At 37.9% G+C, this 13,201-nt stretch carries 14 protein-coding genes; 4 read left to right on the plus strand and 10 right to left on the minus strand.

The window, feature by feature from the left end; all coding sequences use genetic code 11:
- Positions 1–59 precede the first annotated feature (59 nt).
- The 4 genes from GVK91_RS14730 to GVK91_RS14745 all read right to left on the minus strand — a co-directional run bounded on the left by GVK91_RS14730 (position 60) and on the right by GVK91_RS14745 (position 5,091).
- On the minus strand, positions 60–2,474 hold the full coding sequence (locus tag GVK91_RS14730; RefSeq protein ID WP_159729708.1) for a TonB-dependent siderophore receptor: 2,415 nt from the start codon (positions 2,472–2,474) through the stop codon (positions 60–62).
- 138 nt (positions 2,475–2,612) lie between these two features.
- Positions 2,613–3,728, minus strand: coding sequence for a hypothetical protein (locus tag GVK91_RS14735; protein ID WP_159729710.1), 1,116 nt, complete (start codon positions 3,726–3,728; stop codon positions 2,613–2,615).
- 94 nt (positions 3,729–3,822) lie between these two features.
- Entirely contained in the window at positions 3,823–4,425 is a 603-nt protein-coding gene (locus tag GVK91_RS14740; RefSeq protein WP_159729712.1) for a hypothetical protein, read from the minus strand.
- A gap of 132 nt (positions 4,426–4,557) precedes the next feature.
- Entirely contained in the window at positions 4,558–5,091 is a 534-nt protein-coding gene (locus tag GVK91_RS14745; protein ID WP_159729715.1) for a sigma-70 family RNA polymerase sigma factor, read from the minus strand.
- Positions 5,092–5,244: 153 nt separating this feature from the next.
- Between GVK91_RS14745 and GVK91_RS14750 the strand changes: the two genes are divergently transcribed.
- Positions 5,245–5,436, plus strand: a complete 192-nt coding sequence (locus GVK91_RS14750) for a GtrA family protein (RefSeq protein WP_159729717.1) — start codon at positions 5,245–5,247, stop codon at positions 5,434–5,436.
- Positions 5,437–5,533: 97 nt separating this feature from the next.
- Here the strand turns inward: GVK91_RS14750 and GVK91_RS14755 are convergent, their stop codons facing one another.
- Positions 5,534–6,469: a hypothetical protein gene (locus GVK91_RS14755; protein WP_159729719.1), complete on the minus strand. Its 936-nt coding sequence runs from the start codon at positions 6,467–6,469 to the stop codon at positions 5,534–5,536.
- A 250-nt stretch (positions 6,470–6,719) separates the two neighbouring features.
- On the opposite strand from GVK91_RS14755, the gene GVK91_RS14760 reads away from it, so the two are divergent.
- The 3 genes from GVK91_RS14760 (at position 6,720) to GVK91_RS14770 (ending at position 9,164) form a co-directional block, all read left to right on the plus strand.
- Positions 6,720–7,316, plus strand: coding sequence for a porin family protein (locus tag GVK91_RS14760; protein ID WP_159729720.1), 597 nt, complete (start codon positions 6,720–6,722; stop codon positions 7,314–7,316).
- A 72-nt stretch (positions 7,317–7,388) separates the two neighbouring features.
- Positions 7,389–8,426 carry a sensor histidine kinase gene (locus GVK91_RS14765; RefSeq protein ID WP_159729722.1) on the plus strand — a complete coding sequence of 346 codons (1,038 nt, stop codon included), beginning with the start codon at positions 7,389–7,391 and terminating at the stop codon, positions 8,424–8,426.
- A gap of 9 nt (positions 8,427–8,435) precedes the next feature.
- The gene (locus tag GVK91_RS14770; RefSeq protein WP_200845627.1) at positions 8,436–9,164 is read left to right on the plus strand and encodes a LytTR family DNA-binding domain-containing protein; all 729 of its coding nucleotides are present in this window, start codon (positions 8,436–8,438) and stop codon (positions 9,162–9,164) included.
- On the opposite strand, the gene GVK91_RS14775 is transcribed toward GVK91_RS14770, so the two are convergent.
- The 5 genes from GVK91_RS14775 to GVK91_RS14795 form a co-directional block, all read right to left on the minus strand.
- Complete coding sequence (locus GVK91_RS14775; protein ID WP_159729724.1) at positions 9,165–10,073, minus strand: DUF6268 family outer membrane beta-barrel protein; 909 nt, start codon at positions 10,071–10,073, stop codon at positions 9,165–9,167.
- Between the two features lie 138 nt (positions 10,074–10,211).
- Complete coding sequence (locus GVK91_RS14780; protein ID WP_159729726.1) at positions 10,212–10,973, minus strand: SDR family oxidoreductase; 762 nt, start codon at positions 10,971–10,973, stop codon at positions 10,212–10,214.
- Between the two features lie 36 nt (positions 10,974–11,009).
- A complete protein-coding gene (locus GVK91_RS14785) occupies positions 11,010–11,858 on the minus strand; it encodes a TraB/GumN family protein (protein WP_159729728.1) in 849 nt (282 codons plus the stop codon).
- An 80-nt stretch (positions 11,859–11,938) separates the two neighbouring features.
- Positions 11,939–12,151, minus strand: a complete 213-nt coding sequence (locus tag GVK91_RS14790) for a hypothetical protein (protein WP_153848488.1) — start codon at positions 12,149–12,151, stop codon at positions 11,939–11,941.
- A gap of 600 nt (positions 12,152–12,751) precedes the next feature.
- A complete protein-coding gene (locus GVK91_RS14795) occupies positions 12,752–13,195 on the minus strand; it encodes an SRPBCC domain-containing protein (protein ID WP_159729730.1) in 444 nt (147 codons plus the stop codon).
- Positions 13,196–13,201 lie beyond the last annotated feature (6 nt).

Consider the following 13,201-nt stretch of genomic DNA (forward strand, 5'->3'; position numbering starts at 1 on the left):
AGCTATTAAGCAAATCACAAAAAAGCCACATCATCTGATGTGGCTTTTTTGTGATTTGCTTAAAACCTCAGGCTGAGTTGCACAGCAAAATTACGTGGCATCTGAGCCACGATAACCCCCTGTCCTGCAAAATATTCGCTATTGGTCAAATTATTCGTACGCACAGCAAATCGATATTTCTCTCTTTCCAGAAAAAGGGATGTATTGACCAGCGTGTATGCCGGAAAGGTGAATCGACCTGTCGCTTCTTGATCTACAGTAATCTGCTCACCGACACGGTTAATACCAAGTCCGATTCCAAATCCATGAAGGGTTCTATTCTGAAATACATAGCTAAGCCAAGAGTTAAAGACATTTGCCGGTCCTGCAGATGCAGGTCTTCGTCCTTCAACTGAAGCATCAGCTTTCTGAAATTTACTATCATTGTAGGTATATCCGGCCATAATATTTAGGCCTCTTACCGGGTTAGTGATCAGTTCAAATTCAACACCTTTACTACGTTGTTCACCATCCTGGATCGTGACAATAGCAGATTGCCCATCCTGGGTAACTTCAATATCCCTGCTCATATTATTCACTGTGATATCATAATAAGAAGCAGTCATGTTGAAGCGATTTTTCCAAAGATTAGCCTTTAATCCCGCCTCCCATTGTCCAGCCATTTGCGGCTTTAAAATATTACTATAACCTACAATTCCTTTATTGTCAACCGGTGCAACATTACTAAAGCCATTCATGTAATTCGCATAAGCTGAAAGCTGCTCCTTTACCAACTGATAGACCATACCAAATTTGGGTGATAAAGCTGTTTGTTTATATTCTCCATCACGAACGTTCGTGTTCAGATTGAGCTGTCCTCTTGAATCAAAATGGTCTAAACGCAGACTTAAAAGGGTAGTCCAGCGATCTGTCAGGTAGACAACATCGGAGATATAAGCGCCATAAACATTGTTAGATGCGTAGGTTCTGATCATATTGCCTTTTGATTTCTGAATACTTGCCGTTGCCAATTCCTGGGAAATAAAACCATAGCCACTTGTCAAATTTTGGGCATTTACGGTATCGTATTTCACGATAGGTGAATGGTTGTTACGTAAGGACTGATTGAGATAATCAATCCCAATAAGCAGTTTATTTTTAATGCTACCTAGCTGGAATGTACCATTGAGATTGTGTTGTATGCTTGTAGAAGCAGCCTCAGAATTGTTCCATTGCACATTGCGCTCAAGCATTGCATCACTGGTATTTCCGCGGATAAACTGATACTGATAAAGTCCTTCCGTTTTACGGAAATTTCTGGAGATAATGGTCTGCGAAGTCCAGGTATCGGATATCCGGTAATTGATCTCACCTTTGATATTAATTGCTGGAGCTTTCAATGTCATGTCGTTATTAGAATAGGATCTTGTCCAGTCAAAACCTAATTCTTTCGGTGCTCTGGCAAAAAATTGGCGGTTTCTGCTCAAGAAGATAATCGGCGTATTGGTACCTTCGTAATTATAGATTTGTGCTCCAAGGTTAAATGTCAAACGGTCACTGACCTGATAACTGAACGTTGGTGCGACAAAGAATGATTTTCTGAATTCGGAATCCCTAAATCCATTCTGATATTGATAAGCACTATTCAATCGAAATAGTGTTTTTCTATTGCGATCTACAGGACCATAGACATCGGCAGTCAGTCGATTGAGATTAAAACTTCCAAATGTATAGGCTACTTCGCCACCAAAATAGTCACGGGGCTTCTTTGTCGTCACATTAATCAATCCGCCAAAAGAAGTCACAGCACCACCATACAACGTTCCTGCCGGTCCTTTGATAACTTCTATACGTTCTATATCTGCTGGATCAATCTCCCCATTTGTCGTAGCGGGAACGCCATCCACCATAGAAACCTTCGTTGGAAATCCCCGCAAACTGTAATAGAAGCTACCGTCGCCACTACCTCGACCAGGACTACCCTGCATCTTAATCATACCAGGTACATTACGCAATGCATCAGAAACGTCAGTAGTCAATTGCTCCTTCATGATCGTTTGGTTGATGCTGGTATATGCCTGCGGATTTTCCATGTAAGATAGTGGCATCTTGGCAATCATTGTTGTATCCTGATCCAAGAATTTGTTTCTTTTATATCCATACACGGTTACCCCATCTAAATTGTTCATTTTTTTGATCACATAAATGACAGGAAGGTTCTCTGTATTTTCGTTAATACTGATATTTTCACGGATAATCTCCACGTCATTGACAGAGGCCTGGAGAATGTATTTTCCCGGAGGTACATCATTAAAATAGAATTCACCAGCGGCATTGGTCCTAGTCTGGTAGGCCGTATTCAGGAGTCTCAATAGTGCATCTTTTGCCGGAATGCTTTCGGATATCATAATCTTTCCTTTGACTTTGTCCTGCGTTTGCGCCGCGGCAGCAAAGGATAATATGCAACATAAGAAAATTGATAAAACTGATTTCATAACTGAAAAAATAAAAAAAACATGAATAATATATATATATAAAACAATAAATATTTACACTAAACGAAAATACTAATCAATAACATTCCCATTGCTGTTAGCAAACAGCACTTCAATTATTCGACAAATATTTTATCGTTATCTGATACGGGCGATATAGATACCACTTCCGCCAAGGGTCTCTATTCTAGTTTTGAAAATTTGGCCATCATCCTGTTCAAGAAAATGATAGGTACCATCTTTTGCTCCGAAATTGGAAAAATATTGTTTACCATCTACCTCACCCACTGGATAAATGGTTCCATATTTATCTAAAAGAGGTTGATCCTTATAGGTCATTTTATGCAAATCAACCACCGCCAATTTGGTCGGGCAGTTAAACCAGGCCCCGGGATCTTCTGGAACTCTCCATCCCTTTTCAATATACTGCACCAGCACATCTTTGCCTTTGATATAAATAACCGACACGATACGATGCGCATCAAGTACTTTCTGAAGATCGACAAAGAAGTCCGTATCAAAGTTCCCATCTTTCCGAACCTTCAACAAACCTCCTGTTGGCGGTGAATCTACAACAGGCGAATAATCCTGTGCTCGCGCGATATACTTAGATGGTCTATAATACAGGTCGCCATTCAAAATATCTACAGCAAAATTATTATACCCTAGCGACATACGTGAATCACTTGAATACTGTATTGTCTTTTCCTTGTAATTGAAAACAGCAACCTGGGCGTTGGTCGGAAATTTAGCAAAGCTATTGGGATTTGTTCCTATAGGCAATAGTACGGTATGATCGTCCGTTACAAAGGAATAATAGGTGTTTGTATTGACCTCTGTAGCTTTTCCCTTCGGAAGTGGTTGTACGTTCAAAGATGCAGCAACATGCATTGTAGTTGGATTAAACTGGATAATCTTTCCGTCGGCAAGAAAGAATGCATAAGCCTCTTCCTCTGAAATAAAGGCTAATGAACCAAACGATTCACTGTTAACTAAGCTTTTGAAATGAATAGAGTCAGTCGCCGTTATCTTCATCTGTCTATCTACATGATACTTCCTCAGCATAGCAGAGATACCATCCCAAATGTAAGGATGCTCGCCATAGGAATATATCGCATTTTCGCGCCCCAAGAGCAACATATCTTTGGGATCAACTTTTTGGGGTATATCCCGATAGGCTCCCAAATAGAACATCCGTCCTTTGGGGGTATTCACACGCGTTCCGATCACAATCAATCCATTATCGTTATTCATCTTACTATTTGACGGACTGTTGCAAGCCGTCAGAAAGAGAGCTAGCAGACAGATCGTTAAAATAGCGTAATTTGTGATTCGAAATCTGTAAATTTTATACATTGTTTTTAGCTTTTCCCGCATATATTTTCACGTCACCGCGGATGAAACGCGAACAATTATCTTCTGGTGAAAGATTGCTTTCTTGTACAATAGAATGTTTGCCATCGATGGTTTCCAGATAATAGGTCTCGCCCGGTGCCAAGGTGTATTTCTCGCCGTTGCTACATTCAATCGATTTAACTTTGGATGAACGGTTGAAGACCTGAAGATATCCCGAAAATTGCAATTTGCAGTGGTCGTCCAAAATCTCAACATCACCCTGGGCAGAAGTAATGACAATAGCATCGGAGTAGCGCTGATCGCGTGAAGTCCATTGTTGGCAGATTAAACCTATTAGTAACAGTAATCCGAGAGCCGCTGTCAACGGAAGGTAGTCACTTTTTTTCCGTGTACGCACAAGCTTGATTACATTTGTTCCTATTATATTTTCGTGAACACGATCCCATACAGATGCTTTCATGGCATACAATTCATTCGTTGGGATAATATTAGTTTCAATTGAATGATCATCGAGCCATTCTTCAACTGCTTTGCGTTCGGCTTCGCTGGCCGTATGCTCATTATATCGTTTTAAAATATCTGGGTTAATTTCCAAAATAAAGCTATTGTGTAATACGTATTGTTGTTATATCAATTTTTCAAAGGAAACGGCAATTATCTAATTATAGCCCCTTTATTAGTATAGTTGGCCAAAGTACCTAATACCCTTAGTCTGTTTTGATTTTTTTTATATTTTTCGATCGATACTATTTTTGATCGCTTTCAAAGCTTTGGTCAGATGTGCTTCAACAGTCTTTTCAGCGATTGACAAACGTTGCGAAATCGTACGGGTATTAAGCCCCTGTTCTCTGCTCATAACAAAAACTGTTCTGCACTTGGGAGGTAACTGATCGGTTATTGCATGGATCCTCTTCTTTAAATCCCTGAAAAAGACAGTTTTCTCAGTGACATTATCGCTCTCTTCCTGCTCAATATAGAGTTGCTTAAGATGTATGTTCCGACGATTATTGGTTTTAAGGTAATCTAAAGCTGCGAGTTTAGCAGCACGATTCAAATAATGTTGTATAGGGATAGATAGTTGGATTTCAAACCTTCTTTCCCAAAGTCTGAGATAAATATTCTGTACAAGCTCTTCTGTGATCGCGTGGTCTCTTACTTGTTTGAAAATAATATTGAATAATTGTTCGGAAGTATTCCTATAAAGGACCTCAAAATCATTGGGAGTCTTAAAATCAACAATTATCGTATTTTCGCTTTTCACAGTTATTTAGAATAAATCTAATTTAATGCAAGTATAAGAAAAGATAGCGATGTAATCCTAATTTTTTCTCAATTCAAACAATTTGTCGTTCATCTCCCCTATAGGTAAGCAGATTTATATATTTGTCAAGTTCTAGGATTTACGGTTTATACGATGTTAGGTAGATATCTATTTTCCAATCTCGGTTCTTTATTGATAAATTACCTTCTGTTGAAGTTATTTGTTGAGCAATTTCTTTGGTATCCTACTCCATCACAAATTCTCTGCACTTTTATTGTTACTGTTTATAGCTTTTTAATGCAAAAGAAGTTTACTTTTAGTCTCTCTTTAAAAGAACCAAACTAAAAACGAATTTGAAGGTATTCTACAAAACAGAAAACCATGCACTACACTCCTTATGAAAGTAAATGCCGACTTCGCTAGTTCAATAGAATAAATAATCTTATTGCAAAATAGTCCGTGGGGTCAGCGGAACCTTTTGCTTCCAGGTACCCTTCACTTGGAATTCGTGCCCGGATGTTTTATTCTTGATCGTGAAGATATAATTGCAAGTTCTTTCGAGGTATTTGAATTCACCTCTCGCAGTTATCTGGGCATTGGGTTTGAGCAGCAATTCTTGTTTATCTCCAGATTTAATATAATTTTCAAAAGTTTTGTCTTTGCTGTAAGGAACTTTACCTTGCCAGCGAACTCCACCATTTACCATTAATTCATCCATGAAAATCGTAGAATCTGTTTTATTGAGCCAGTCAAAAGCGCCGTAGCTGTCACTTATGAATTCGGAACTATACTTTACGTCCTTAAAAATGGCAGTGATATCGACTTTTCGCTCTCGATTTGAGCTATTTACCAGATTCATCGCAGTACACCCTTCGGTACTGACATAGATTTTCCGGCTTTCTTTCACTTCTTTGATTTCTTTTTTGACCAACTCATATCCATCAGCCCTAGTTTGAATAAAATTCACTTCATCCATTTTATCCGCTGATAATATGCCAATAGCAAAATTCCTGGGCTGATCACTAAAATTTTCCAATAAGGTCAATTTAAGCTCGTTATTAATTGTTTTTTCCAACTGTAGCCACCCGCCGTCAACTCCAATTGAGCCCGTACGCTCCAATTTGAGCTTTTTCCCAGTGGAATCTTTCAATATTTCTCCTGTAAGGACATCTTTGACATAGGATACATACCATAAATCCGCTTTGATCGGAATTACATTTTCCTTGATTCCGGTTTGTAAGTTGACAGCTTTAAAACCGGGATCTATTAGACCTCCTTGTGAATTAAGTCCTTCTTTAGAACAGGATGTTAGTATAAGCAGACAAAACGGCCATACCAGATAGGAAAAGGAAAACGTTCGCTTCAATGGATTTTTCATGAAATCGATTATTTGTACAACACAATTGACCAAACAAAATCTATCTTGTAAGTTAAAAAAAATAATAGACCTTTTCCCATCAATCCTAGAAAAAATACGCTTAGGCCAGAAATCTTGACAAACAAATAGAAATCTTGACAGATTAATCATCCCTATATTAACCTTCGTCACTATAAAAATGCCGTTCGTCAAACTCTTTTTGCCAAGGAATTGATCCTTCGTTCTTTTGAACAAATCAAAACAATATAAAATGAATAACAAAGCAATTTTATCATGCATCGTATTATTTGCCATGATGTTTAGCAAAACACTGTTTGCTCAGGAGCAACCTTTCATTCAATTGGGTATTAAAGGGGGAAGTAGTCTCAACAAACTCAATACCGAATTAGCAGACTTAGATGACAAATATGCCATAGGGTTACACGTAGGAGGTATGGCAAGAGTTAATCTTGGAAGAGCTTATATCCAGGGTGAAGCTCTTTTCAATAAGCGTAAAGCAGCACTTAAACCGCAAGGGCAAACCGAAAGCAAACTCAAATGGAATGCGATTGATATCCCCGTCGTTGCAGGCTACAAAATCTACCAAAATCAGGACATCAATTTCCGGGTATTGGCTGGTGTAATTTACAGTTATACGCTAAACGACAACTTGCCGCCTCTAAAAGCAATACAACAAGGAATCAAACATTTTGACAAATCAAACTTACAAGTTACCGGCGGTCTGGGAGTCGATATTCAGCGATTTACACTCGATGTTCGTTATGAACGCGGTTTTTCTGACCTTAATAAATCTTTTAAATCCAAACCACAGGCATTTTCCATTGGATTGGGTTACTTTATCTTCTAAAACAATGAATAAGTTTTACCTTTGGAGCTACCTAGGAATCAGGCTCCAAAGGTATTTTTTTTAAATCGTCATATGTTCAAAAAAAACTATTTAAATAAACATCTTTTCCTTATCTTATTTTGGCTTGTACTTGGATTTGCGGTATGGATCCAAATAAAAGATGAATTCAATGCGTTACAGGCCTTATTCCATACATCATTAATTATGGTTTCGTCCATTGTTGTATCACAATGGCTGAGTGACCGGGTTTTGCCTGAAGCGATCAAGACTCAACAAATGAAACCTTTTGTGCTGAAAGCGATCGCTTTTGTGATCATTTTAGCTATTTTAATTGGTGGCATAGATTACTACTTCATTCTCACCAAAGAAGGAATATCTAACCATGAACGGACAGATCTAATACTCACTCATTTCTATCAAGCAATTCCATCTTCCCTACTGATCAATGGTACCGCCTGCGGGATTAGATTTTATCAGGAACATGCAGATATTCAACGTATCCATGGTCAATTGCAGCAGAATTTTCTTGAAAGTCAGGTAAAATTTTTACAGGATCAGGTCAATCCTCATTTTATGTTTAATGTCTTGAACCATATTCACATCCTTATGAAAAAGAATGTGGAAATGGCCGATTATTTGCTTCTGAAATTTTCGGACATTCTGAGGTATCAGCTCTATGAGTGCAACCAACCGCTCGTACTTTTAACACGCGAACTGCAATATTTACAGGATTTTATAGCCATAGAAAAAATGCGGTGGGGTAACGAACTGGATGTAAGCTGTTCATGGAATCAATCTTCAAAGGATTTATATATTGCACCATTGATGCTCATCTGTTTTGTCGAAAACGCATTTAAACACGTAAACCGCCTTCCAAATCAAAAAGGAAGCATAGAGCTATCCTGTGTTGAGGAAGAAGGAAAACTTCAATTCAACATCAGTAATAGTTATCAGGACTATCCGCAATTAGCTTCGACAGGACACTCGGGCATAGGGCTGGAAAATGTAAAAAAAAGACTGGAACTGCAATATGAAAACAACTATTCGTTAACAATCCATAAACTTGACAACAGTTTTACTATACAACTGACCATCGATCTTAACAGCTAACTATTGACAATGGAAGAAATTAAAATGAAATGTATCATCGTAGACGATGAACCTATGCTGCGGCAACATATTGCCGAAATGACCGAGCAGATCGATTTTTTGGATTTAGTGGAAACATTTCCTTCAGCACTAGCTGCAACTTCGAGGTTACAGCAGGGCGATATAGATCTTATTTTTTTAGATATTAATATGCCCTATCTCAGTGGTATAGACTTTTTAGACTCCCTTGAAAACCCGCCTTTATGCATCTTCATCACAGCTTATTCAGAATATGCTTTGGAAGGATTCAGACTTCAAGCTGTTGATTACCTGCTCAAACCTATAATTTTCCAGCGTTTCTATCAGGCCAGCACCAAAGCTTATCAGCTTTTTGTACAGCGGAACAAACCCTTACAGGAAAGTAGTCCGAATGACAATATGTTATTTGTAAGACAGGGGGATGCTTTTGTTAAAATCTCCTGGACAGATATTCTGTACGCGGAAAGTATGCAAAATTATACAAAACTTCACTTTAAAGACCGTACAATTACAATCCATCAAACCATGTTAGCTTTGGAAGAGGCATTACCCGGCAACCATTTTTTTCGTATTCACAAATCCTACCTAGTCAATGTAAACCACATTGATATTATTACTGGAGGGAGAGTATATATACAGGAACAAGAATTACCGATATCGCGTACAAAAAGAGAGGAGCTTCTCCAAAATGTTGTTTTTAAGAAGCTCCTCAGCAGATGATTAAGGCATATTCCATTTAAGTGCTACGGAAGTATAGAAGGTTGGAGAAAACCGGGGATCCGCCTGACTTTTGTTCTTGAATAAACTTTTCAGCGACCTATCATTTTCTACATACAATCTAGCAAGTGTGCTTCCGCCGGTCAGCTGGAGCTTAAGGCTCTTGCCCAAATTGAACTGAGGCTGAAGCCCAGCTGTCAATAACATAAAACCAGCCAAAGTAGATTTCCCATTCTTTTCTCGCTCTGCAGTCATACCATCTAGATTAACGACAGCACGAAGATCAACCAATTCATTGAGGTGATAGGATGCGGAAAGACCCTGTGGGAAATTCACATTGAACTTCACTTTTCCATTTGTTTTCCAGTCAAAATACAAGCCCGGTAAGATCATTGGCACGCCAAAACTATTGCTCAACACAGGGCCAAAACCAAAAGCTAAATTCGGTCTAAATTTTTTGATAAAAAGCACTCCCCCCTGCCCCAGTACATCCTTACCATTTACTTTAACGAGGTCTGAATAAATCCCAACGGAGGCGAAAGTCAATAGAGACCAATTTTTCCTTAATGAGGTCAGGTATTGAAGTCCCATTTCTGCATTGAGCATTTCAGTCGGGAATAAGGGCTCTTCGTACCCTCTATTTTCCATCTTTGCATAAGCTGCCCCTATCTTCCAGGACCAGCGTTTTATATTGCCAGAAGAATCTATTTTGGTAGATAATGGAACTTCCAGGTTAAACTGTATTCGCCTAAAATCGCTCTTTGAACCTGTCTTAACACTATCTTCAGGGCGAATATAATTTGATAGTGGGACATAATCCACAGCAACCTGTCCCGATACTGCATTTTGAGCATGTGCAGCCAGCGTAGTAAAACCGCTGAGTATAACTGCACATAATACTTGTTTCCTCATGTTTTTTCAACAAAGGAAGCTTTTGGACGGCTCAAGCACCAATCTTTTTGATATAGTGCATGTATACGTTGACCAAATGCAAATTTATCGCGATGTCAAAAAATTTATAACGGCAAGAAGTGCGGATCAAAAGCAATGTTATAGATTGAAATCACACATTGCCGGCATATTAATTTCCTTTACACAGCTTGCCGCCGAAGTAGAGATAATAAATCGTAATGCTTGGATTACATCTTGCAGGGGAATAAGATTACCTTGTGTTTGTACAATAACGTTTTCTATGGTTTCATTATGATCAAATTCTGTCGCTAAATAGCCCAAATTTAATATGGAAACACCTATTTTATCTTTTCTAAGGTTTTCTCGTAAGGAATGGACAACACCACGTAATGCAAACTTTGTCGCAGAGAATGCAACTTCTTTTCCACTGTGGTTATCTAAACCCCAAGTAGAACCAATCAATATAATCTTAGCGTTGGACGATTGTCTTAAATTATCTATTACCGACTGTACATTTAAAATGCAAGACGTAATATTCGTATTGATTAAGTTTATTATTTCGGAGGCGCTGCTATCTGCAAAATTATACGCTTCCGTAAATGCATCTTTTTCCCATATCCCAACATTATAGATAAAATAATCAATCCGCTGATTTCCTATTATCGCCTTTATCGTCTCCGAAGATTCTTTCGGTTGGGATAGATCGGTAGCAATCCATCGGATGTCTGAATTGGCACTTAAATAATTTGGTTCATTCCTGGAAATACCAAATATTAGATCATTCTCATTTGGCAAATTCAACGCTATAGCTCTGCCTAATCCCTTACTTATACCAAAAATCAAATATGTCTTGCCACCTGTTTTCAATATCTCTACTGTTTTGTTGTGCTCGGATGCCATTTTTTTCTTAGTTTTAAATATCCACTAAGATAAGATTTATTTTACGGCCTCTACTTTGAATCCTTTTTCTCGGAGTAAGGTAATCAGCCCCTGATCACCGGCCAAATGCCCTGCGCCAACGGCAATAAAACAGGATTCTTCATTGATCATAGGGGGTATCAGGTTACTCCAATTCAAATTTCTCCCAATTAACAATTTTTCTTTTTGCTCTGCCGTCATCCAGGCTGGATCTTGGAGCAATTTTGTCAACTCTTCCAAATTCTCTGATTTATAAGCTTGAACCATCTTAACGGTCAATGCAGGGTATTCGTCCAACTGAAAAACAGACTCCATGAACAATTTGGGTGTAATGAGATCTTTCAGTAAATTAAACTGAAATTCTGGTGTCTCCAACTCTCCTATTACCTTTCCTTGGCTGGTTGCAAGTGCTGATAATTCAACCTCATAAGACTTCATCTTTGTTGGATCCGGGCAATTAAATCCTTTCATCGAGAACAAGGATATAACAGCAACAGGTGATACATAGTCCAACAATTTGATTGAAAGCTGCTGTGCGATCAACACGCTGTCCATCTTTTTGATATCGTCTTCAGAAAATGACTTTATAAAATTCGGATCCGAAACAGTAAATGCCTGTAGAGATTTTGCATTTTCTGGTTTGGAAAGATCAACTTCAAAAACTACCTTTTTACTAGCATTGAGCGCATCTAAATTCTTCTGTTTGATGACAAAGTCGTCTGGACACAACATATGGATCGTACCGAACAAATAAGAATCTTGTTTTAGACCATTACCGGAAATTTTCCATAACATAGAACTGCCTTGGGCAAAGCTATTAATGGTCATACAAATCAGCAGCGCCAATAGAAGTAATGTCTTTTTCATAAGATCGTATAAATTGATTTTTTATATAAAAAAATATAATTTTTGGCTTTTCACCAAAATATTATCTACTGTTTATGGTATTAAATGCTAGTCCCCCAAAATTCTCGCTGCTGTTTTTCGCTTTTAATATCTTCGATATTTTTTTCAATCAACCAGGCTCTAAAATGCTCCGGATCTTGTGGTGTAAAATGGATTACTTCACCACATTTTAAAAGTAGGGAAAAGATTCCGCTAGCGGCAGCGAATTTTACGATTTCGTTAGAATGGTATCCAAGTTGGGAAAAATACTCCATTGTTCTTATTCAATTCTAGAAATAAATGCTTTCCACATCAATGCGGATCCATAGGTCCATTGATCTTTCAGAAAGCATATTAATTTTTATTTCCTCACAGTTTTATAATTCATTCAAATATCGTAAATAATTTTAAATATTTCATCAAACAGATTATTAATTTAATTGTTATTTTCATAAATTAATCAAACAATTAACAACTACTTCTACAAGAAATTATAGCTATCATAGTTCCATTGAATTCAGATCCAATCAATTTTTCCACAGTGGAGAGGTTTTATTTCGACCATGTCATTTTACATGACATCAGGAGTAAATCTGAAGATGAGCTGGGATCCAATGGATATGTGATAGACAGCTTAGAATCAAGCCTATGGTACTTTTTTGGGGAAAGAAAAATTATAGAGGCACTGTTTTAGGGATTATTAATCTCGGAGGAGAAACAGATACTGGAGCCCCCAAGGGCAGGCTCACAGTTATATATTATCACAGTTATATATTTTATTATGGTAAAAAATCTATTCCGGAAGCTTGGTTGTCACATCCAGCCCACTATGAAGATAGTAATACCTTAACAGAAGCTATATTTGCTAGCAAAGATCAATTCGAAAAAGGCTGTCCTTTACCTGTTTCAATATATGCTTCTAAACTTTTCACAAATTGTCGCCATCCATCTGTACAAATATCATAGCATTCGATTTCAGGGGATAAGCCAATATGTTCAAGTTGCAACACAATCCCGTTTTCTTTTTCAGTGATGTCCCAAACGATCGTTGTGCCAATCCATTCTTTTTGATTTTTCAATCCAGGAAGGGTTATCAATGAATCTTCGACATGCCAAACAACTTTTGCATTTTCATATAAGTCTTCCACTTGCATTACTTTGTAAATAAGATCGCCAAAGCGAATTGTAAATCTATCGTCCTTCTTATTGGAAGAGCCCTCAAACATGGTTGTCCACCAAAATGGTATTTCATCGGTTAGTGCTTTAAAAACCCGATCCTTTGTTACACCCAACTGGATAGTTTGACTATAATTTTCCATTGTCAA

This window comes from Sphingobacterium sp. 18053 (assembly GCF_902706145.1).
Taxonomy (GTDB): Bacteria; Bacteroidota; Bacteroidia; order Sphingobacteriales; family Sphingobacteriaceae; genus Sphingobacterium; species Sphingobacterium paramultivorum.